The organism is Amycolatopsis sp. CA-126428 (assembly GCF_002904335.1).
In the GTDB taxonomy this organism is placed as follows: domain Bacteria; phylum Actinomycetota; class Actinomycetes; order Mycobacteriales; family Pseudonocardiaceae; genus Amycolatopsis.
Genome location: NZ_PPHF01000142.1, coordinates 66,635 through 86,185, shown reverse-complemented (window position 1 = coordinate 86,185; position 19,551 = coordinate 66,635). Strand labels below are relative to the sequence as shown.

Annotated in this window: 20 protein-coding genes; 9 read left to right on the top strand and 11 right to left on the bottom strand. The window is 73.9% G+C overall.

What is annotated here, in order from left to right:
* Positions 1-3 precede the first annotated feature (3 nt).
* Positions 4-663, bottom strand: a complete 660-nt coding sequence (locus tag C2L58_RS35820) for a hypothetical protein (protein WP_103342079.1) — start codon at positions 661-663, stop codon at positions 4-6.
* Positions 664-924: 261 nt separating this feature from the next.
* On the opposite strand from C2L58_RS35820, the gene C2L58_RS35815 reads away from it, so the two are divergent.
* Together C2L58_RS35815 and C2L58_RS35810 are read left to right on the top strand one after the other, a co-directional pair.
* Positions 925-1,251, top strand: coding sequence for a lycopene cyclase domain-containing protein (locus C2L58_RS35815; protein ID WP_103342078.1), 327 nt, complete (start codon positions 925-927; stop codon positions 1,249-1,251).
* A complete protein-coding gene (locus tag C2L58_RS35810) occupies positions 1,251-1,568 on the top strand; it encodes a lycopene cyclase domain-containing protein (protein WP_103342077.1) in 318 nt (105 codons plus the stop codon). The genes C2L58_RS35815 and C2L58_RS35810 overlap by 1 nt, the downstream gene beginning before the upstream one ends.
* A gap of 225 nt (positions 1,569-1,793) precedes the next feature.
* Here the strand turns inward: C2L58_RS35810 and C2L58_RS35805 are convergent, their stop codons facing one another.
* Positions 1,794-2,987 carry an MFS transporter gene (locus C2L58_RS35805; RefSeq protein ID WP_103342076.1) on the bottom strand — a complete coding sequence of 398 codons (1,194 nt, stop codon included), beginning with the start codon at positions 2,985-2,987 and terminating at the stop codon, positions 1,794-1,796.
* A 112-nt stretch (positions 2,988-3,099) separates the two neighbouring features.
* On the opposite strand from C2L58_RS35805, the gene C2L58_RS35800 reads away from it, so the two are divergent.
* The gene (locus tag C2L58_RS35800) at positions 3,100-3,813 is read left to right on the top strand and encodes an ArsR/SmtB family transcription factor (RefSeq protein WP_103342075.1); all 714 of its coding nucleotides are present in this window, start codon (positions 3,100-3,102) and stop codon (positions 3,811-3,813) included.
* A 3-nt stretch (positions 3,814-3,816) separates the two neighbouring features.
* On the opposite strand, the gene C2L58_RS35795 is transcribed toward C2L58_RS35800, so the two are convergent.
* From C2L58_RS35795 to C2L58_RS35785, 3 genes are read right to left on the bottom strand one after another with little or no spacing between them, the layout of a single operon-like run.
* Positions 3,817-4,563, bottom strand: a complete 747-nt coding sequence (locus C2L58_RS35795) for a succinate dehydrogenase/fumarate reductase iron-sulfur subunit (protein WP_103342074.1) — start codon at positions 4,561-4,563, stop codon at positions 3,817-3,819.
* Entirely contained in the window at positions 4,560-6,482 is a 1,923-nt protein-coding gene (locus tag C2L58_RS35790) for a fumarate reductase/succinate dehydrogenase flavoprotein subunit (RefSeq protein ID WP_103342073.1), read from the bottom strand. Before C2L58_RS35790 ends, C2L58_RS35795 begins: the two co-directional genes overlap by 4 nt.
* Entirely contained in the window at positions 6,482-7,186 is a 705-nt protein-coding gene (locus C2L58_RS35785; protein ID WP_103342072.1) for a succinate dehydrogenase cytochrome b subunit, read from the bottom strand. The genes C2L58_RS35790 and C2L58_RS35785 overlap by 1 nt, the downstream gene beginning before the upstream one ends.
* An 81-nt stretch (positions 7,187-7,267) precedes the next feature.
* On the opposite strand from C2L58_RS35785, the gene C2L58_RS35780 reads away from it, so the two are divergent.
* The gene (locus C2L58_RS35780; RefSeq protein ID WP_103342071.1) at positions 7,268-8,212 is read left to right on the top strand and encodes a LysR family transcriptional regulator; all 945 of its coding nucleotides are present in this window, start codon (positions 7,268-7,270) and stop codon (positions 8,210-8,212) included.
* Here C2L58_RS35780 and C2L58_RS35775 read toward each other — a convergent pair.
* The gene (locus C2L58_RS35775) at positions 8,205-9,059 is read right to left on the bottom strand and encodes a TIGR03619 family F420-dependent LLM class oxidoreductase (protein WP_103342070.1); all 855 of its coding nucleotides are present in this window, start codon (positions 9,057-9,059) and stop codon (positions 8,205-8,207) included. The two genes, C2L58_RS35780 and C2L58_RS35775, sit on opposite strands and share 8 nt — an antisense overlap.
* A gap of 253 nt (positions 9,060-9,312) precedes the next feature.
* On the opposite strand from C2L58_RS35775, the gene C2L58_RS35770 reads away from it, so the two are divergent.
* Together C2L58_RS35770 and C2L58_RS35765 are read left to right on the top strand one after the other, a co-directional pair.
* A complete protein-coding gene (locus C2L58_RS35770) occupies positions 9,313-13,500 on the top strand; it encodes a cation-translocating P-type ATPase (RefSeq protein WP_103342069.1) in 4,188 nt (1,395 codons plus the stop codon).
* Positions 13,501-13,630: 130 nt separating this feature from the next.
* Positions 13,631-14,746 carry a serine hydrolase domain-containing protein gene (locus tag C2L58_RS35765; RefSeq protein ID WP_103342068.1) on the top strand — a complete coding sequence of 372 codons (1,116 nt, stop codon included), beginning with the start codon at positions 13,631-13,633 and terminating at the stop codon, positions 14,744-14,746.
* Positions 14,747-14,776: 30 nt separating this feature from the next.
* Here C2L58_RS35765 and C2L58_RS35760 read toward each other — a convergent pair whose 3' ends face one another.
* From C2L58_RS35760 to C2L58_RS35745, 4 genes are all read right to left on the bottom strand, one after another.
* Entirely contained in the window at positions 14,777-15,283 is a 507-nt protein-coding gene (locus C2L58_RS35760; protein WP_103342067.1) for a DUF6630 family protein, read from the bottom strand.
* 52 nt (positions 15,284-15,335) lie between these two features.
* The gene (locus C2L58_RS35755; RefSeq protein WP_146073735.1) at positions 15,336-15,806 is read right to left on the bottom strand and encodes a hypothetical protein; all 471 of its coding nucleotides are present in this window, start codon (positions 15,804-15,806) and stop codon (positions 15,336-15,338) included.
* Positions 15,803-16,282 carry a hypothetical protein gene (locus C2L58_RS35750; protein WP_103342065.1) on the bottom strand — a complete coding sequence of 160 codons (480 nt, stop codon included), beginning with the start codon at positions 16,280-16,282 and terminating at the stop codon, positions 15,803-15,805. The genes C2L58_RS35755 and C2L58_RS35750 overlap by 4 nt, the downstream gene beginning before the upstream one ends.
* 131 nt (positions 16,283-16,413) lie before the next feature.
* Positions 16,414-16,992 carry a helix-turn-helix domain-containing protein gene (locus C2L58_RS35745; protein WP_103342064.1) on the bottom strand — a complete coding sequence of 193 codons (579 nt, stop codon included), beginning with the start codon at positions 16,990-16,992 and terminating at the stop codon, positions 16,414-16,416.
* A gap of 66 nt (positions 16,993-17,058) precedes the next feature.
* On the opposite strand from C2L58_RS35745, the gene C2L58_RS35740 reads away from it, so the two are divergent.
* The 3 genes from C2L58_RS35740 to C2L58_RS35730 all read left to right on the top strand — a co-directional run bounded on the left by C2L58_RS35740 (position 17,059) and on the right by C2L58_RS35730 (position 18,894).
* The gene (locus C2L58_RS35740) at positions 17,059-17,676 is read left to right on the top strand and encodes a class I SAM-dependent methyltransferase (RefSeq protein WP_103342063.1); all 618 of its coding nucleotides are present in this window, start codon (positions 17,059-17,061) and stop codon (positions 17,674-17,676) included.
* An 11-nt stretch (positions 17,677-17,687) separates the two neighbouring features.
* Positions 17,688-18,170 carry a DinB family protein gene (locus tag C2L58_RS35735; RefSeq protein ID WP_103342062.1) on the top strand — a complete coding sequence of 161 codons (483 nt, stop codon included), beginning with the start codon at positions 17,688-17,690 and terminating at the stop codon, positions 18,168-18,170.
* A 229-nt stretch (positions 18,171-18,399) separates the two neighbouring features.
* Entirely contained in the window at positions 18,400-18,894 is a 495-nt protein-coding gene (locus C2L58_RS35730) for a hypothetical protein (protein WP_103342061.1), read from the top strand.
* A 150-nt stretch (positions 18,895-19,044) separates the two neighbouring features.
* On the opposite strand, the gene C2L58_RS35725 is transcribed toward C2L58_RS35730, so the two are convergent.
* Positions 19,045-19,398, bottom strand: coding sequence for an STAS domain-containing protein (locus C2L58_RS35725; protein ID WP_103342060.1), 354 nt, complete (start codon positions 19,396-19,398; stop codon positions 19,045-19,047).
* Positions 19,399-19,551: the final 153 nt, after the last annotated feature.

Below are 19,551 nucleotides of genomic sequence, written 5' to 3'. Positions count from 1 at the left end.
GGCTCATCCACTGGGGCTCGACGAGGATTCGGTCACCGAGGATTCGGTCACGGAAGATTTGGGCACGGAAGATTTGGGCACAGAGGATTTGGGCACCGACGATTCCGATCCGGTGATCCCGTGCAGGGAAATGTGTCCCCCGCACGAGCTTCCCTGCCCGGGCGGGCAGGTGAACTTGCCCTTGAGCGTCAGCTCCGCGTCGTCCTTGCCGAACCCGTTCACCTGGACGGTGCAGCTGAGGGCGTTCCGCCGGAAGGTGAACGAGCCGCAGGCAGGCCCTCCGCAGCCCCCGGCCACGCTGAAGCCCTTCGGCGGCGTGATTTCGATCTTGGCGACCGTGACGCCGTTGTCCGGGAGCAGCTCCGGCCGGTTCCAGCCGGCGGTCGCGCACTGGTTCCCGGCGGCTTTTTCGTCGCTGTTCCCGCCGATCGGCAGCTGGGCGAGCGCGAGCGCGGGTTCGCCGTTGCCGCTGGGCCTCGGGGCTTCCGGCCCGGACGGCTCCATGCTCGGGGTGCCCCCGCCCGAAGTTTCGGCGGCCGGGGACGACTCCGGGGCGGAGCTCGGCACGCCGGGATCCGACGACGCCGAGCAGCCGGACACCCCGAACGCCAGGACGGTGGCCGCCACGAACAGGGCGCGGCGGGTCGATCGGAACGCATTCATCGTGGTTCCTCCTCGCCTTGCAGAGCCGCGCGGGCAGGAGGTGATACGCGGTCGTGCCGCGCCGGACGGGGAAGCCGCTCGATCCGCCGCCGTCTTCGGCTCGGCGGTGATCACCGCGTTGCGTAAACTGCCGTATGGCTCGCAGAAGGACTGGAAAAGAAGACGGCCGGCCGCTGTCCGACGCCGGTTTCCGCCGGGCGCCGGCATCGCTCGCCGCCGGGAACGCCGCGCCGTGGCGCCGGAACCGGGCGGGGATCTGACGTGGGGCGCGCGGAATACCTGGTCGTCCTCGCCGTCTGCGTGCTGGTGACGCTGCCGATCGAGCTGGCCGGCGCGCGGGTGTACCGCAGGCCGGGCCGGCTGGTGCGCGCGGTGCTGCCGGTGGCGGCGGTGTTCCTCGTCTGGGACGCGCTGGCCATCGCCGCCGGTGTCTGGCACTTCGATCCGGCGTTCGTCACCGGGCTGCGCACCCCGTTCGGGATCCCGCTCGAGGAAGTCCTCTTCTTCGCGGTGATCCCGGTGTGCGGCGTGCTGACCTACGAAGGGGTCGGCTTGACCGGGCGGCTGCTGCGGCGGGTGCGCCGGTGATGCCTTGGGGCTACACGGTTCCGGCCGTCGCCGCGGTGCTCGTCGTCGTCGCGGCGGAGCTGCTGGTGGTGCGCACCGGGCTGTTCCGGCGGCCGGCGTACTGGGTCACCATGGTGATCGTCGTGGCCTTCCAGGTCCCCGTGGACGGGTGGCTGACGAAGCTGTCGGCGCCGGTCGTCCGGTACGCCCCCGGCGGCATCACCGGCTGGCGGTTCCCGTGGGACATCCCGGTCGAGGACTTCCTGTTCGGCTACGCCCTGGTGACCGCCGTCCTGGTGTTGTGGGAGCGGGGAAAAACCCGGGAGGACGGGGCTTAGGCCCGCCTCCGCTCAGCGGAGGTCCGAGGGGGGTCGACCTGCGAGCGGAGGCGGGAGTTCGAGGTCGGTACGGGGGTCGCCTCGCGGCGAAAGGCACAACACGGCTCCTGCGTGACCGGTATTCCGTGAAGGCAAGGGGTGAGGCCCGGGGACACCGCCGTACCGACACTCTGTACAACGTCGCGGCCCCGCTGGTGTTCCGGCCGCGGAGGTGACGTGCGTCGCTCAGCGGGCCGGCACGGGCTGCCGCGTCCGGACCGCCCAGCGGGTCAACGCCGGCACGGGCGCGACGGCCGCGAGGAACACCACCGCGACCAGCAGCCATCCCGGGCCGCCGAGTCCGCCGACGGCGAGGGTGAACACGCCGGGCCCCACCATCTGCACGGTGGCCGTGGCCGCTTCGGTCGCGCCTTGGTAGGCACCCTTGGCGTCTTCGCGCATCAGCCGCACCGACAGGCCCCAGCCGGCGGCCACGTACGCCAGCTCCCCGACGACGTGCAGCACCGCGGCCAGCCCCACCACCGCGACGGCGGCCGCTCCGGAGCCGCCGGAGGTCGTGGCGAGCAGCACACAGCTCGCCGCGAGCACCACGCCGGACACCACCGCCGTCCGCGCGGCCTGGCCCGCCGTGCGCGCGAACCGCGAGAACGGCACCTGGAACACGGCGATGCCCACCGAGCTGATCACGACCACCACGCCACCCAGGCCCAGCGGCAGGTGCGTCCAGCCGGACAGCCACAGCGGCAACCCGGCCGACAACATGGCCCAGCACAGCGAAAGCACGGCCGTCGCCGCGGTGAGGCACAGGTACGGCCGGTCCTTCAGCACGACCCGGGACGGCTTTCCCGGGATCGGGTTTGCCCGGGCCGGCGCGGGCACCAGCAGGGTCGCGCCGGCGAGCACCAGGAAGCTGACGGCGTTCCCGGCGATGGCCAGGGTGTAGGCCCACCGGGCGTCGGCGGTCAGCACCAGGGCGCCGAGGCCGGCCCCGGCGGCGTACCCGACGTGCTGGGCCACCCGCTGCCGCGCCAGCACGCGCACCCGCTCGGCGGGCTCGGTGACCAGCGCCGTGATGAGCGCCGTCCGCACCGCCGTCCCGCCGGTGGCCAAGGCGGTGAACGGCACCGTCACGGCCAAGAACGACCAGGTGCCGTCCACCGCGAGGTAGCCGGCCATGGCGGCGGCCCGCACCAGGGTGAGCACGACCAGCACCGGCCGCGCGCCCACCCGGTCCGCGAAGGCGCCCAGCGGCACCGCGGCGGCCATGCCCACCGCGCTCGCCACGGCCAGCCCGGCGCCGACCGTGACCGCCGGGAGCCCGGCGATCCGGGTGAGGTAGAGCGCCCAGATCGTGAACCAGAGGCCGTCGCCGAGCGCGGAAACCCCGCGGCCCCACAGGAGGCTTCGCAGTCCAGCCATGCACTCACCCTTCACGAAGGCGTGAATGGTAACCACGGTCCGCGCGGCCGCGCAATCATCATTCATGATCTCGTGAAGCGTGTTACGCTCGGGCGCGTCGGAAGGAACGGTGATGGGCGGACTGGTCGATCCGGGCAACGCCGTCCAGGGCGCGATCGTCGAACTGACGCGCGAACTGGCCGATCCGGTGCGGCTCACGGCCCTGCAGGTGCTGGCCGCGGAAGGCCCGCACACGATGGTGCAGCTGGCCGACGCCCTCGGCGTCACCGCACCGCGGCTGGGCAACCACCTGGCCCGGCTGCGGGCCGCCGGGCTCGTGACGGCCGAACACACCGGACGGCACGCGCTCTACCGCGTCGGCCGCGAGGACCTGCTCGGCGTGCTCACCGCCCTCGCGCGCTATGCCGGTAATGAGAACATCACCCCGCCGGACCGCGCCGAGTCGGGCGCGGACATCGCGCACACGTGCTACGACCACGCGGCGGGACGTCTCGGCGTGGCGGTGTTCGCCCTGCTCGTCTCCCGGGGAGCGCTGCGGCCACCGGACGGGTCCGCACCCGAAGTCGCCCTCGGCGACGACCTCTCGGCGTTCGGGGACCTCGGCGTCTCCCCGGCGGAGGTGGCCCCGGGCCGCCGCCGCCCGGCGACGGCGTGCCTCGACCGGACCCACCGCGTCCCCCACCTCGGCGGGGTCCTGGGCCACGAGGTCCTGGAGGCGTTCCTGGCCGATGGCCTGGTCCGGCGCGGCCCGGAGGACCGTGAGCTGCAGATCACCACGCGCGGCCGGCGCCGGTTCGGTGCCCTGCTGCCGGAGTTTGCGCCTTAGCCGTCAACCACGGCCGGAGCGGGTGGCGGCGAGGTACTCGCGGTTGAGCGTCGCGATGCTCGTGAACGGGATGCCCTTCGGGCAGGACGCCACGCACTCGCCGGTGTTCGTGCAGCCGCCGAAGCCCTCGGCGTCCATCGCCTCCACCATGTCGAGCACCCGGCTCGCGCGCTCAGGGGCGCCCTGCGGCAGCAGGCTCAGGTGGGTCACCTTCGCCGCGGTGAACAGCGTTGCCGAGCCGTTCGGGCACGCCGCCACGCAGGCGCCGCAGCCGATGCAGGTTGCGTTGTCGAAGGCCAGGTCCGCGTCCGGCTTGGGAACCGGGGTGGCGTGGGCGTCCGGGGCGCTGCCCGTCGGGGCGCTGACGTACCCGCCGGCCTGGACGATCCGGTCGAGCGCCGAGCGGTCGACGACCAGGTCCTTGACGACCGGGAAGCCCCGGGCCCGCCACGGTTCCACGTCGATCACGTCGCCGTCGGCGAAGGAGCGCATGTGCAGCTGGCACGACGTCGTGCGCTCGGGGCCGTGCGCCTGTCCGTTGATCACCACGCCGCACGAGCCGCAGATGCCCTCGCGGCAGTCGTGGTCGAACGCCACCGGCTCGTCGCCGGCTTCGATCAGCCGCTGGTTCAGCACGTCCAGCATTTCCAGGAACGACATGTCCGGGCTGATGCCGTCGACCGGGTAGGCGACCAGCCGGCCTTCGGCGGCCGGCCCGGCCTGCCGCCAGACGCGGACGGTGAGTTTCACGTGTAGCTCCGCTGGGTCGGGTGGACGTGCTCGAAAACCAGGTCTTCGCGGTGCAGCACCGGCTCGGCGCCGTACTCCCACGCGGCGACGAAAGCGAAGTTCTCGTCGTCCCGCAGGGCTTCCCCTCCGGCGGTCTGGTGCTCTTCGCGGAAGTGCCCGCCGCACGACTCCTCGCGCGCGAGCGCGTCGACGAGCATGAGCTCGGCCAGCTCCAGGAAGTCGGCCACCCGGTTCGCCTTTTCCAGCTCCTGGTTGAACTCCGCGCCGCCGCCGGGCACACGGACGTCACGCCAGAACTCCGCCCGCAGCTCCGGCACCCGGTCCAGGGCCTTGCGCAGGCCTTCGCGGGTGCGGGACATCCCGCAGTGATCCCACATCAGCAGCCCCAGCTCGCGGTGGAACGAGTCGGCCGACCGCGTCCCCCGGACGGCCAAGAGACGGGAAATCCGGGCGCGCACTTCGGTCTCGGCTTCACGGACCGCGGAGGCGGAAACCTCGTCGAGCCGCGTGCTGCCGAGGTAGTCGTTGACCGTCGCGGGCAGCACGAAGTAGCCGTCGGCGAGCCCCTGCATGAGCGCCGACGCGCCGAGCCGGTTGGCGCCGTGGTCGGAGAAGTTCGCCTCGCCGATCACGAACAGCCCGGGGATGGTGCTCTGCAGGTCGTAGTCCACCCAGAGCCCGCCCATCGTGTAGTGGATGGCCGGGTAGATCCGCATCGGGGCCGCGTACGGGTCTTCCGCGGTGATGCGCTGGTACATGTCGAAGAGGTTGCCGTAGCGGGCTTCGATCGCCGGCCGGCCGAGGCGCGCGATCGCGTCGGCGAAGTCGAGGTAGACACCGAGTCCGCCGGGACCGACGCCGAACCCGGCGTCGCACACGTTCTTCGCCGCCCGCGAAGCGATGTCCCGGGGCACGAGGTTGCCGAAGCTCGGGTAGAGGCGCTCGAGGTAGTAGTCGCGCTCGTCCTCGGGGATCTCCCCCGGCGGCCGGGTGTCGCCCGGCTGCTTCGGGACCCAGATGCGGCCGTCGTTGCGCAGCGACTCGCTCATCAGCGTCAGCTTCGACTGGTGTTCGCCCGACCGCGGGATGCACGTCGGGTGGATCTGGGTGAAGCACGGGTTCGCGAAGTGGGCGCCGCGTTTGTGCGCCCGCCAGATCGCCGTGGCGTTGGAGCCCTTCGCGTTCGTGGAGAGGTAGAAGACGTTGCCGTAGCCGCCGGTCGCGAGCACGACGGCGTCCGCCAGGTGGGTGGTGATCTCCCCGGTGACCAGGTCGCGCGCGACGATGCCGCGGGCGCGCCCGTCGGCGACGACGAGGTCGAGCATCTCGGTGCGCGCGTGCAGCTCGACGTTCCCCGCGTCGATCTGCCGGGACAGCGCCTGGTATGCGCCGATCAGCAGCTGCTGGCCCGTCTGGCCGCGCGCGTAGAACGTCCGCTGCACTTGAACGCCGCCGAAGGACCGGGTGTCCAGCAGGCCGCCGTACTCCCGCGCGAACGGCACCCCCTGCGCCACGGCCTGGTCGATGATCTGCGCCGACACCTGGGCCAGCCGGTACACATTGGACTCGCGGGCCCGGAAGTCGCCGCCCTTGACCGTGTCGTGGAACAGCCGGTATACCGAATCGCCGTCGTTGCGGTAGTTCTTCGCGGCGTTGATCCCGCCCTGGGCCGCGACGGAGTGCGCGCGCCGTGGCGAGTCCTGGAAGCAGAACTGCACGACGTGGTAGCCCTGCTCGGCCAGCGTCGCGCCGGCCGAGCCGCCGGCCAGCCCGGTGCCCACGACGATCACCCGGTGCCGGCGCCGGTTGGCGGGGTTCACCAGTTTTGCGGCGAACTTCCGCTCGTCCCACCGGCTTTCGAGGGGAACGGCGGGGGCCTTGGTGTCGGCGATCGGGTCGCCCACGCGGTAATCGGACATCAGTGCACCAGTCCCGTCATGATCGCGACCGGGACGAGGGCGTAGCCGCCCGCGACCACGACCGCCGTCGTGCTGCCGAAGATCCGGATCGCCCGTTCCCGCCGCGGGCGGGTGAGGCCCAGCGTGCGTGCCGCGCTGGCGAAGCCGTGGTGGATGTGCAGGCCAAGCATGGCCAGGGCGGCGAGGTAGATCAGGTTGACCCACCAGACCCGGAAGTCCGCGACGAGGTTGTGGTACGCGTCGCCGGGGACGAAGCCGCGGTTCACCGTGCCGACGGTGAAGTCGAGGATGTGCCAGACGACGAACACCGCGAGCGTCGCCCCGCCCCAGCGCATCGTCCGCACCGCGAAGGTCGCGCGGGCCGGTGGCCGGTGGACGTACCGGACCGGCCGGGCGCGGTGGTCGCGCCGGGCCAGCTGCACCGCCGCGGTGACGTGCAGGACCAGCGCGGCGAGCAGCACCGCGCGCTGGAGCCAGAGGAACCACTCGCGGCGCAGCACCGGTTCGCCGATCGTGCGCAGCCAGCCGGCGTAGTGGTTGAGCTCGGCGGCGCCCAGGAACGTCTTGAGGTTGCCGACCATGTGCGCGAACACGAAGGCGAGCAGGAGCACGCCGGTCACCGCCATGACGGCTTTCTTGCCGATCGTCGAGGCCCAGAAGCGCCGGACGCCGGAGCGCCGGTGCGGGGCGAGCGTGTTCACCACCCGATCGACGGTAGGAGCGCGTCGACCAGAGGTCAAAGACATGATGGCTCTGCGCTCGATAGCCAACAGCTATCATGGGGTATGCAGTTCCAGCAACTCGCCTACTTCGTCGCCGTCGCCGAGCACCGGCACTTCACCCGGGCCGCCGAGCAGGTGCGGGTGGCCCAGCCGTCGCTGTCCCAGCAGATCCGGGCACTCGAACACGACCTGGGCGCGCCGCTGTTCCACCGGATCCGCGGCAACGTCTCCCTCACCGAAGCCGGGGAAACGCTGCTGCCGATCGCGCGGCGGATCCTGGCCGACACCGAAACCGCCCGGCTGGCCATCCGGGAACTCGACGAGCTCGATCGCGGCCGCGTCCGGCTGGGTGCGCCGCCGAGCCTGTGCACGGGCCTGCTGCCCGCGATGCTCGCGGCGTTCCGCCGCCGGTACCCGGGCATCCAGCTGGAGCTGCACGAAAGCGGGTCGGGCGACCTGCGGCAGCGGCTGACCGAGGGCGCGCTGGACCTGGCGTTGCTGGCGGGCGCCCGGACGACGGCCGAGGCCGGTCTGGCGGCGACGCCGCTGCTGCTCGAGGAGCTGGTGGTGATCTCGGCCCCGGACGCCGCTCCCGGCCCGGTCGCGGGCGAGCGCCTCGGCATCGGCGACCTCGCCGGCGTCCCGCTGGTGATGTTCCGCCGCGGCTACGACGTCCGGGAGGCGACGGTCAACGCCTGCCGCGCCGCCGGGTTCGAACCGTCGTTCGCGATCGAGGGCGGCGAGATGGACGCGGTGCTCGAACTGGTGCGCGCGGGCGTGGGCGCGGCGGTGGTGCCGAGCACGGTGGCGGGCGACCGGTTCCGGAGGACCCGGTTCACCCCCGAGGCGGGGATGACGCGCGTGGTGCAGCTGGCCCACCGCGCGGACGTGGAGCCGACCCGGGCGGTGCGCGCGCTGCGGTCGGCGATCGCCGGGTTCGTGGCCGACCCGGCCCGGCGGGCGAGCCTGCCGCCGGGCATCGAGTCGCTGGTGGACGACGTCAGCTGAGGCCGAACCGGTCGGCGAACGCGGCCATCTCGTCACGCCTTTTCGCGGGTTCGGCCGTGCCCGGGGTGACGACCAGGCGCGTCACCCCCTGCCGGGCCAGCTCCTCGACGTCCTCTGTGGACATGTCGAGGCTCCCCCAGCGCGTGTACTGCAGGCTGTCCGGGTCGCGGCCGGTCTCCTCCGCCGTCGTCCTGGCGAGGTCGAACTGGCGGCGGCGCTCGTCCGTGGTGAGCGCCCCGCCGGGGAAGTACCCGTCGCCGCGCCGGCCCGCCCGCCGGGCCGCGGCCGCGCTCGAGCCGCCGATGTGGATCGGCAGCTCGCGGACGCCCACCGGCTTCGGGAAGCTGCAGACGTCCTCGAACCGGAAGAACTCGCCGTCGAAGGAGACTCCGTCTTCGCCGCCCGCCCACAGCAGCCGCAGGACGTCGATGGCCTCGTCCGCCCGGCGCCCGCGGGTGGCAAAGTCGACGCCGGCCGCCCGCGCCTCGCCGGGCAGGGCACCCACCCCGACCGTGAGCAGCCGCATGCGGCCGCCGGACAGCACGTCGACCGTCGCCAGCCGCTTGGCCAGCACCACCGGGTGGTGGTAAGGCAGCAGCAGGACACCGGTCCCCAGCAGGATGCGGCCGGTGACGGCGGCGACGAAACTCAAGCACTCCAAGGGATCCGCGTACGGCAGGGACGGCGGCAGCGCCATCGGCCCGATCTTCGCGCCCGGATACAGCGCGACGTGCTCCGGCAGGTACAACGACTCGAACCCGCACTCCTCCGCGTCCCGCGCGAACCCGGCGATCACCTGCGGGTCGGCGCCGAAAAAGGGAGTGCTGTAACTGATCCCGAACTTCACCCCCGAGAAGCTAGACGTTGACGCCCACGTCAAGGCAATGGCCGGAGCCCTGTCAATCGCGTGAGGGCGGCGAACCCGGCATCGGTGCGGGCCAGCGTCGGTGGGGCGCGGCGGTCCGGCCGCCGGAGTGTTGCACGCTCACTCCGCCGTGGTCCGGCGCTGTCGCGCGATCGGGCTGAACACTCCCCCGGCGGGTTTGGCCTCCCCGCGCCGGGGAACGCCGAGCGGACATGATCGGCAGGCGGAGGTCGGAGTGCTCGGAGCGGTGTTCGCGGCGACGAAGGTGGGGATGACGCTGGCCCTGGCCGGCCCGGTTCTCGTGACGCAGCAAACGAAACGGGCGGCTTCGGCGCTCGGTCCGCTCGCCGGGGAACTGACCGCGGGAGCGACCGGGACCGTCGCGGAAGCGACCCGGACGAGCAGCCGCACGGCCGTGCGCGCCGCGCGGGTCGTGCGCAACGCCGCCGGCCCGCGGACCGCCGTCTGGCGCGCCGGGCGGCGGCTGCACGTCCCCCTGCGGCCGATCGTCGACGCCGATCACCCGGACGGGTCCGCGCTCGCCGCCGAACTGGCCGCCCACGCCGGGGTGGCCGGGGCCTACTGGGACGGTGGGCTCGGCAGTGTGGTCCTCCACCTGGCCGAGGCGGCCGCCGCCGACCGTGTGGTCGGCTGGGTCGCCGAGCGCTGCGCGCGGCACGGGCTGACCCCGGCCGAGCCGGGTGACTGCGCTCCGGCCCACCCCGGCGACACCTACGGGGTGCGGGCCGCGGCGCTCGCCCTGGCGATGGACGTCGCCGGGCTGGGCGTCTCGGTCGGCACCCGCGCCGTGCGCTCGGGACGGCTGCACGAAACCGTGCGCGCGGCGGTGGCGGCGGCCCGCGAACACCCCGCCGTCCGCGCGGCGCTCGACGAGCAGTTCGGCTGGTACACGGCCGAACTGGCGCGCTCGGGCGTGTCCGCCGCGGTGCGGGGGCTCAGCCAGGACCCCCTCGAACTGGTGCTGGACGCCCTCCTGCGCACCGGCCAGCTCACCGAGGCGATCGCCCGGCTCACCGCGTTCGACGCCGCCCACGACGACCTCTGTTCGCCGGAGCGGCCCAGCCTCGGCGTGACCCCGCCGCAGCGGCGGGTCCGGATCCCCATGGAGGACTACGCCCGCAACGCCGTCGGCAGCGGCCTGCTCGCCGCGCTGGCCGACCTGCTGGTGCGCCGCAAACCCCGCGAAGCCGCCGAAGCGTTCCTCGCGGCGTCGCCGATGCCGGCCCGGTACGCCGACACCGCCTTCCACACCGCGATGGGCACCGCGTTCGCCCGCGAAGGCGTGCTCGTCCGCGACCCGGACCGGCTCAAGGCACTGGACACTGTGGACACCGTCGTGCTGCACGCCGACGCGCTGCACGGCGAAGACGGCCTCGATCCGCACGCCGAAGCCGTGCTGGACGCGGCCCGCCGGGCCGAGGCGCGGGTGGTCATCGCCGGCGACGACGCCCGCGGCCGGCTCGGCGAGTTCGCCTCGCTGGCCGACGACGTCGCACAGGAATCGTTCTTCGGCCTGGTGACGCGGCTGCAGGACGAAGGCCGGGTCGTGCTCACCGTCGGCCGCCCGCCCGCGCGGTGTGCGCCGCACTGCGACGAGGTGGCGGGCCTGCTCGCCGGCGATCTCTGCGTCGCCCTCGCCGATCGCCACGCGCCGGTGCTCTGGGGCGCCGACCTGGTCGTCCGGCCGGGGCTGTCCGGCGTGTGGCGGGTGCTGCGGGCGGCCGGCGCCGCGCGGGTGAACAGCAAGCGGGCCACCCGGGTGGCGACCGCGGGCAGCCTGATCGGCGGCCTGCTGCTGATGTCACGCCGGCGGCGGACGCTGGTGCCGTTCGTGCCCCGGCTGGACCCGGCGCTGCTCGGCGGCCTGACCGGGCTGGCGATGGGCACGCTCGCCGCGGCGCGGGTGGCCGCCGCCCGTCCCCCGGCCGGCCGCACCCGGATCGCCTGGCACGAGCTGACCGGCGACGAGGTCCTCCGCCGACTCGCCGACGCGGAAACCGAGCCCACGAAACGGGAATTGACGGCCCGGCGGGTGCGGGCGGTGGCCGGCGCGGTGGCCCGGCACCCGGCCGCGGCGCCGGTCCGGTTCGGCGCGGGCCTCGCCGCCGACGTCGCCGCCGAGCTGAAGGACCCGCTGACCCCGGTGCTGGCCCTCGGCGCGGTCGCGTCCGCGGTGGTCGGCTCGCCGGTGGACGCGCTGCTGGTGGCCGCGGCGATGGGCCTGAACGCCGTCGTCGGCGGCGCGCAGCAGTTCCGCGGCCGCCGCGCGCTGGCGAAGCTGCGGGACGGGATGCGGCAACGGGCGCGCCGGGAAGGCGGCGGGGTCGTCGACGCACGGGCGCTGAAGGCGGGCGACCGGATCGCACTGCGGGCCGGGGACGTCGTCCCGGCCGACGCCCGGCTGCTGACCGCCAACGACCTCGAAGCGGACGAATCCGCGCTGACCGGCGAGTCGCTCCCGGTCGCCAAGCAGCTCGACCCGGTGCCGGGCGCGCCGATGGCCGAGCGCAGCTGCCTGGTCTTCGCCGGCACCACGGTGGTCAGCGGCGAAGGCACCGCGGTCGTCGTGGCGGTCGGCTCGGAGACCGTGGCCGGCCGGGCGGTCGAGCTGGCCACCCGGACCGCAGCCGCGGTGGGCATCCAGGCGCGGCTGCAGGACCTCACCCGCCGCGCCCTGCCGCTGACGATGCTCGGCGGCGCGCTCGTCACCGGCCTCTCGGCGATCCGCGGCCGTCCGCTGCGCCGCGCGCTGGCCGGTGGTGTGGCGATCGCCGTCGCCGCGGTGCCCGAAGGCCTGCCGCTGGTGGCGACCGTGGCCCAGCGGGCGGCGGCCCGGCGGCTGTCCGCGCGCGGCATCCTGGTCCGCGCGCCGCGGGCGCTGGAGGCGCTGGGGCGCCTCGACGTCGTGTGCTTCGACAAGACCGGCACGCTGACCGAGAACCGGCTGCGCGTGGTGGCCACGACCGGGCCCGGCGGCGAGGCGCGCGAGCCCGGGCCCGGGGACGCCGTGCTGCGGGCCGCTGCCCGGGCCTGCCCGGGCACGCTCGACGACCCCCACGTGCGGGCCCACGCCACCGACCACGCCGTGCTCGAGGCCGCCGGCCCGGACGAGGGCTGGACCGAGCTCGCCGGGCAGCCGTTCGAAGCGAACCGGGGTTACTCGGCGACGATCGGCAAGGACGCCGACGGCGAGGTGACGCTGGTCGTCAAGGGTGCCCCGGAGGTCGTGCTGCCCGCCTGCGCCGGCGCGAACGAGCTGGCCCGCGCCGCGGAAGCGTTGGCGGACAACGGATTGCGCGTGCTGGCGGTGGCGTCCCGGAAGGCTCCGCCCGCGCTCGACGGCGACGACGAAGAAGTGCTGGCGGACCTGGAATTCCTCGGGTTCCTCGGGCTGGCGGACACGCTGCGGCCCACCGCCGGGCCGCTGATCTCCGGGCTGCGCGCGGCCGGCGTGGCGCCGGTGATGCTCACCGGCGACCACCCGAACACCGCGCGGGCCATCGCGGCTTCGCTCGGCTGGCCGTCCGACGCCCCGGTCGTCACCGGCGACGAGCTCGCCGCCCTCGACCGGGCCGGCCGGGCCCGGCTGCTGTCGGGCGCCGGCGTGATCGCCCGCGTCGCCCCGGAGCAGAAACTCCAGGTCGTGGAGGCGCTGCGCGAAGCCGGGCGGGTGACGGCGATGGTCGGCGACGGCGCGAACGACGCGGCGGCCATCCGCGCCGCGGACGTCGGCATCGGCGTGCGCGCCCGGGCGTCGACCGCCGCCCGCACCGCGGCCGACGTCGCGCTGACCGGCGAGGACCTGACCGTCCTGCTGGAGGCGGTGGCGGAGGGCCGGGCGCTGTGGCGCAGCGTGTCGGACGCGGTGGTGATCCTCGTCGGCGGCAACGCGGGCGAGATCGGGTTCTCGGTGCTGGGCACGCTGCTGTCGGGCGACTCGCCGCTGGGCACGCGCCAGCTGCTGCTGGTCAACCTGCTGACCGACCTGTTCCCGGCGATGGCGGTGGCGGTCACCCGCCCGGACGACGACGGTTCCGGCGGGCTCGGCGACGGCCTGACCCGCGCGATCACCAGCCGGGGCGTGACGACGGGCGTCGGCGCGACGACGGCGTGGCTGATCGGGCGGTGCACCCCGGGAACGGTGCGCCGCACGAGCACGATGGCGCTGTGCGGCCTGGTCGGCACCCAGCTGGCCCAGACCCTGCGGGGCCGCCGCCGCAGCCCCCTGGTGGTCGGCACGGCGGTCGGGTCGGCGCTGGTGCTGGCGGCGATCGTGCAGACGCCCGGGGTGAGCCGGTTCTTCGGCTGCACCCCGCTCGGCCCGCTGGCGTGGGCCGGAGTCGGCGCGGGCGTGGCGACGGGAGCACTGACGTCCTCGCTGCCGATCCTGCGGCAGCCGTGACTCGCGGACCGGAACCGGGTCGGGGGTAGCGCTGGCGCTACCCCCGACCCGGTGGTCCGCACTGCTGATCTTCGCGCCGGATCCCGGCATCGTGAGCGGTGTCCGAATCCGGTGACGAAGGAGCGAGAAGATGAGCACTTCCTTGGCGCGCAAGGGTGTGGTGGTCCTGGCGGTGGCGGGCCTGCTGGGCGCGGCGGTCACGACGGCCGAGGCGGGGCCGCCCCGCAACGGCGTCCTCCAGAAGGAACTCGACGCGCTGGTGGGCCGGTTCCCGGCGGCGCTCGCCTCGGTGAGCCGCGGCGGCCGCACGGAGTCGCTGGTCGCCGGCTCCGCGCGGCGGGGGAGCCGGGTGCCGGTCCCGGCCGACGGGCGGGTGCGGGCGGGCAGCAACACGAAGTCGTTCACCGCGGTCGTCGTGCTGCAGCTGGTGGCCGAGGGCAAGGTGGAGCTGGACGCGCCGATCGAGCGGTACCTGCCCGGCCTGGTACCCGGCGGGGCGGCGATCACCGTCCGGCAGCTGCTGCAGCACACCAGCGGGCTGCCGAACTACACCGAGTACCTCGGGCTGGACGACATCGCGAAGCTGCGGCACCGGTACTTCCAGCCGCACGAGCTGCTCGCCCTGGCACTGGCCCACCCGGCGAAGTTCGCCCCCGGCACGAAGTGGGAGTACAGCAACACGAACTACGTGCTGGCGGGCCTGCTGATCGAGCGGGTCACCGGGCGCCCGGTGGCGGAGCAGATCACCGAGCGCGTGATCCGGAAAGCGGGCCTGCGCAACACGTACTGGCCCGAAGTCGGCGACCAGGCCATCCGGGGCCCGCACCCGCACGGCTACGCGCGCTCGGGCAGCGAGGTGATCGACGTGACCGAACTGGACCCGTCGTGGGGCTGGGCGGCCGGTCAGCTGATCTCGACGCCGGGCGACCTCGCGCAGTTCTCCCGCGCGCTGCTGGACGGCAAGCTGCTCCCGGCACCGCAGCTGGCCGAGATGCGCAAGACGGTCGACGCGCCCCTGCTGCCGGGCTGGCGCTACGGACTCGGCCTGTTCAGCGTCCCCCTCAGCTGCGGCGGCGTGTACTGGGGTCACGGCGGCGACATCCACGGATTCGAAACCCGCGGCGGCGCCACGGACGACGGCCGTTCGGTCGGCTTGGCCGTGACGGCGCTGCCGGGCACCTTCGGCGACGCCGACCAAGCGGCCCTGGCGGTGGTTTCCGCGGTGGACACGGCGTTCTGCCGCTGACGCCGGATCGGCCGGAGCCCACGGGCCTTCCTAGCGGCCGAGCACCTCGGCGGTGAACCCGGCCGCCGCGGCGAAGGCGGTGAGCTCGTCACCGCGGGCGGCGGGCAGGAGGACGAGCGGGTAGCAGTCGGACTCGATGTCGAGGACCGCGAGGGCCGTTCCCGTGCTGTGCAGCCGGTTTCCCGCGGCTTCGAGGAACTCGTAGGTGGGCAGCTCACTCCGCGCCAGTGACGTCCAGAGCTCGTCCGCCGGCGGCGCGGACCGCAGGGCCCGCAGCCGCCCGGTGATTTCGCCGGCCGGCTCCTTCCAGTCGACTTCGGCGAGCAGCCCGTGATCGGCGAGGGCGTTCACCAGCGCGATCCACGCCAGCAGCGGGAAGGGTTCGTCGATCCCGCGCTCGTCGAGCCGCTCGGCGTGCTCCGGCAGGAAAGCGCCGGGATCGTCGTGGGCGGCCCCGGCGTGCTCGGCCACCCGCGGCGCGTCCGGCGCCAGCAGGGCGGCGACGGCGAGGAGCGCGTCACGAGCGGGTGCGGTCATCGATGTCCTCCGTGGGGCCGGCGTGCGACGGGACAGATCATGGCAGCCCCCCTCACCGGCCGGCGGCGTCCGGGTACACGTGGTGGGCGCCGGCTCCCGGCCGGACCGGGTCCCGGTCGAACAGCCGCCACTGCTCGATCGGGCCGCCGCAGGCCGGGAGCACCTCGATCACCACCGCGTCGGTCAGCTCCAGCGTCATCGCCCCCGCGCGGCCGAGAACCGCCGACTCGACGACGTACGCCACGGCCTCGAAGCGCTCAGTGAGGCGGCGGGCCTTCCTGTCGAACATCGTCGCGTTGCGCCGGAAGGCCTCGCCCGGGTCCGCGTCCGCCGTGGCCGGGTAGGCCATGTCGACCGTGCCGAACAACGTCGTCTCGCCGCGGGTCACCCGGAACGGGCACTGGGCGTGCAGCCGCGTTTCCGTCGTCCCCCGGGCGAACCCGACTTCGGCGATGTCCACCGTCCGGCCGAAGCCGGTGACCCGTGCGGAAACCAGCCCGGCCACGGCTTGCTCGAGGCTCAATCCCGGCCTGCCGCTTCCGGGTACACGAAGTGCCCTTCGCCGTCGCCGAGGCCGAACAGGCGCCAGCTCTCGATCCACGGCCCCGAACAGTCCGGAAAGACTTCGAGCCGGATCGGATCGCCGTCGCCGGTGGCCTCGATGGCCAGCCGGCCGCCGGGGCCGAATTCCGTGCCGGTGACCCGGAAGTCGCTCGTCGCGCACCGGGCCGTCAGGAATTCCGCCTGCGCGTCGTACTTCGTGGTGCCGTTCTCGAACGCTTCGTCACGGTCGGTGCCGCGATCCCGCGGCCAGTTCAGGTCGCGTGAACCCAGCAGGATCACGTCGCCGTGCGTGATGCGGAACGGGCATTGGGCGTGGATGGTCCAGCCGGGCCCGTCGCCGGGCCGGAACACGACGATCGCGAGGTTCGCCACCCGCCGGACTTCGGTCAGGCGCGTGCCGGCCAGTGCCCGGACCGCGGCGGAAATCGCGCTCATCCGGCCCGGCCGGACAGTTCGAGTCTTTCGCGAAGAATGTCGTGACTCCTCGGATCAGGTGGTGCGCCGGCTCTTTTGCCGTGCGGTGGGCCGAGCGTAGCCGGAATCGCCGGGTGATCGCGGCGAATTATTCAGTGCGCGCGGGCGCGCAGGTGCGCGCGTTCCCCGTGGCGGCCGAACAGGATCAGCAGCTCGACCGCCTTTCCGTCGGCACTGCCGAGCCAGTGCGGGATCGTCGTGTCGAACTCCGCCGCCTCGCCCGCGGGCAGCACCAGGTCGTGCTCGCCGAGGACCAGCCGCAGGCTTCCGTGGAGCACGTACAGCCACTCGTGGCCGTCGTGGGTCTGGTGGTCCGGCACCGGTGGCCGGTCGGTGCCGGGGATGATCATCTTGTACGCCTGCATGCCGCCGGGGCGCCGGGACAGCGGCACGAACGTCATGCCGTGGCGGTGGATCGGGGAGAGGTGGATGCGGGGATCGCCGGTCCGGGGTGCGCCGACGAGGTCGTCGAGCGGGACGTCGTAGGCGCGGGCCAGCGGCAGCAGGAGTTCCAGGCTGGCCCGCCGCTGCCCGCTTTCCAGCCGCGACAGCGTGCTCTCCGAAACCCCGGTGGCGGCCGCGACGTCGGCGAGGGTCATCCCGCGGTGGCGGCGCAGCGCCCGCAGCCGGGGTCCGACCGCGTGCAGCACGTCCTCGAAGTCGTCGCTCACCCGGCCATCTTGCCGGAACCGCAAGAAACCGTGCCAATTGCGCCGGTGTCGGGTCAGGGTGGGCCCATGACCACCTCCACCACCGAAGCGTCCCGGTTCTGGGACGGCCACTACACGGCCCACCTCCCCGGCGGCGAGCCGCGCGCCAACGTCCGGCTCGTCGAGGTCGTCGCCCGGCCGGCCCCGGGCCGGGCCCTCGACCTCGGGTCCGGCGCCGGCGGGGACGCGCTGTGGCCGGCCCGGCGCGGCTGGCGGGTGACCGCCGCCGACATCTCCGCCGTCGCCCTCGCCCACCTCGGCCGCCGCGCCCGGGACCTCGGGCTCGCCGGCCGGATCACCGGGGAACGGCACGACCTGGCGGCGACGTTCCCCGCCGGCCCGTTCGACCTCGTCTCGGCGCACTACCTGCACACGTCCTTCCCGCTCCCCCGCGACCGCGTGCTGCGGCAGGCCGCGGAAGCGCTCTCCCCCGGCGGCCGGCTCCTGGTCGTCGAGCACGGGTCCGTCGCGCCGTGGTCGTGGCACCAGGACCCGGCGGCTCGCCCGCCCCTCGAAGCGCCGTCGCTCGATCCGGCGGGGTGGACCGTCGAGCGCGCCGACGCCCTCACCCGCCGGGCCACCGGCCCCGGCGGGCAGACCGCCGAAGTCGTCGACCACCTCCTGCTGATCCGCCGCACCCGCTGAAAGGCCGAGCGATGCCCCGAACCCGGCGGCGGGACACCCCGCCCCCACGCACCGGACCGGCCGAAAAGGAGGTGCTGCGCGGTTTCCTCGACCACCTGCGGGCCGCCGTGGTGGCCAAGGCGCAAGGCGTGCCGGAGCCGCAGGTCCGCACGCCCGGCGTCCCGTCGGGCACGTCGCTGCTGGGCCTGGTCCGGCACCTCGCGCACGTCGAACGCTTCACGTTCCTCGGCGAGGACACCGCGGACTGGCCCGGGACGTTCCGGCCGCGCCCGGACGAGACCGTCGACTCGGTCGTGGCGGACTACCGCGCCGCGTGCGACCGGGCGAACGCGGTCATCGACGCCTGCACCGACCTGACGCGGCCAGTGGCCCGGCCCGGCCGCTCCGCGCCGTCGATGCGCTGGGCGCTGGTTCACCTGATCGAGGAGACCGGCCGCCACGCCGGGCACGCCGACATCCTGCGCGAGCTGATCGACGGCAGCACCGGCCGCTGACCACGGCTCGCGCGACCGGGTGGCCGGGCGCGGACGAGGTGCCACGACCGCACCGCACCCGATCTTGCGTTTTTTCGCGCCCCGGCCCGGGAACCGCTTGTGAATCCACTGTGGAACGGCGACCGGAAGGGGAATTTCCGCGTGCGGACCGGAGCCGGAAAAGGGGCGGCCGGGAACGCCCGGCCCGCTCGCCCTGCGAGTCGCCCGGAAGAGTGCTATTTGATCCTTTATGAGTGGATCACCGAACTACCCGCAGTCGTCCGCTTCGACGGGCCCGGCGCCCGCTCCGGCCCGGCCGGGCACGGTCGAAGGCGCCTTCTGGGCGTTCATCGTCGCGCCGGTGATCGGGCTCATCGGGGGCCTGCTGATCTTCGGCAACCGGGACCGGATCGCCACCACCATGCGTGACACGAACAGACAACGCGGCGGCAACCTCACCGACGCGCAGATCGACCAGGCGGTGAACGTCACGATCATCACCGCGATGGTGATCGCGGTGATCATCGCCGGGCTGTACCTGCTGTTCGCGTTCAAGCTGCGCGCCGGCCGCAACTGGGCGCGCATCGTGCTGACCGTGCTCGCCGCCCTGCAGCTGCTGTCGGTGCTGATCGGCCAGAGCACGATCGGCGGCTACCTCGCGGTGCTCGCGGCGGTGGTCGGCGTGGTGCTGTCGTTCACCGGCCCGTCGAACGCCTACTTCGCGGCGGCCAAGGTTCAGCGCTGAGCAGCTTCGCGCGGCGGCCCGGTGCGGACCGCCGCGCGGACCCTGCCCACCACGGCGATCGGGTGACCTTGCGCGGCCTTGGCCGGCGGGAATCAGGTGACGTTATCGGGACCACGGAACCCCGCCGGGTAAACCGTCCGCTGTGGACAGTCAGCTGTTCCACATCCGGGCGGTCAGCCGGAGGAACTCGCGGCCGTCGCCGGCACTCAGCGCCGCTCCCCGATCGGGGTAGACGTCCAGCACCCGGTCCACCCCGGTCAGCCGCAGCGCCCGGCTCACCACCGCGTTCTCGCCCGTGACGACGCGGAGCCGGGCGTTCCGGGCGGCAGCCTGGTCGGTCAGCGCGCTCAGCGCGCGAACGCCCGCCGCACCGAGGAAGTGCAGCCCGGCGAGGTCCACCAAGATCACCCGCGGTTCCGGGCTGCCGGCCAGCGCGGCGGCCACCGATCCCACGACGACCCGCACCGTCCCGGCGTCGAGCTCGCCGGTCAACGCCAGGAGCACCGGCTCACCGTGCGAGCACGAGACTCGCAATCGCCCTGACGGGCAACCGAAGGACGCCACGCGAAAACACCCCATCTTCGTCAAGGGCCGGCACGAACAGGCAGTGCGGCCCCTGCACGACCCGCCCGCGCGCCAGACTAATGAGCGTATCCG

What these genes read in the sequence shown, in the direction of transcription:
- C2L58_RS35740 (WP_103342063.1), top strand. Translation starts at nt 17,059, where the DNA reads ATGACCACCTCCACCACCGAAGCGTCCCGGTTCTGGGACGGCCACTAC.
- C2L58_RS35805 (WP_103342076.1), bottom strand. Translation starts at nt 2,987, where the DNA reads ATGGCTGGACTGCGAAGCCTCCTGTGGGGCCGCGGGGTTTCCGCGCTC.
- C2L58_RS35765 (WP_103342068.1), top strand. Translation starts at nt 13,631, where the DNA reads ATGAGCACTTCCTTGGCGCGCAAGGGTGTGGTGGTCCTGGCGGTGGCG.
- C2L58_RS35750 (WP_103342065.1), bottom strand. Translation starts at nt 16,282, where the DNA reads ATGAGCGCGATTTCCGCCGCGGTCCGGGCACTGGCCGGCACGCGCCTG.
- C2L58_RS35820 (WP_103342079.1), bottom strand. Translation starts at nt 663, where the DNA reads ATGAATGCGTTCCGATCGACCCGCCGCGCCCTGTTCGTGGCGGCCACC.
- C2L58_RS35780 (WP_103342071.1), top strand. Translation starts at nt 7,268, where the DNA reads ATGCAGTTCCAGCAACTCGCCTACTTCGTCGCCGTCGCCGAGCACCGG.
- C2L58_RS35790 (WP_103342073.1), bottom strand. Translation starts at nt 6,482, where the DNA reads ATGTCCGATTACCGCGTGGGCGACCCGATCGCCGACACCAAGGCCCCC.
- C2L58_RS35810 (WP_103342077.1), top strand. Translation starts at nt 1,251, where the DNA reads ATGCCTTGGGGCTACACGGTTCCGGCCGTCGCCGCGGTGCTCGTCGTC.
- C2L58_RS35735 (WP_103342062.1), top strand. Translation starts at nt 17,688, where the DNA reads ATGCCCCGAACCCGGCGGCGGGACACCCCGCCCCCACGCACCGGACCG.
- C2L58_RS35800 (WP_103342075.1), top strand. Translation starts at nt 3,100, where the DNA reads ATGGGCGGACTGGTCGATCCGGGCAACGCCGTCCAGGGCGCGATCGTC.
- C2L58_RS35730 (WP_103342061.1), top strand. Translation starts at nt 18,400, where the DNA reads ATGAGTGGATCACCGAACTACCCGCAGTCGTCCGCTTCGACGGGCCCG.
- C2L58_RS35760 (WP_103342067.1), bottom strand. Translation starts at nt 15,283, where the DNA reads ATGACCGCACCCGCTCGTGACGCGCTCCTCGCCGTCGCCGCCCTGCTG.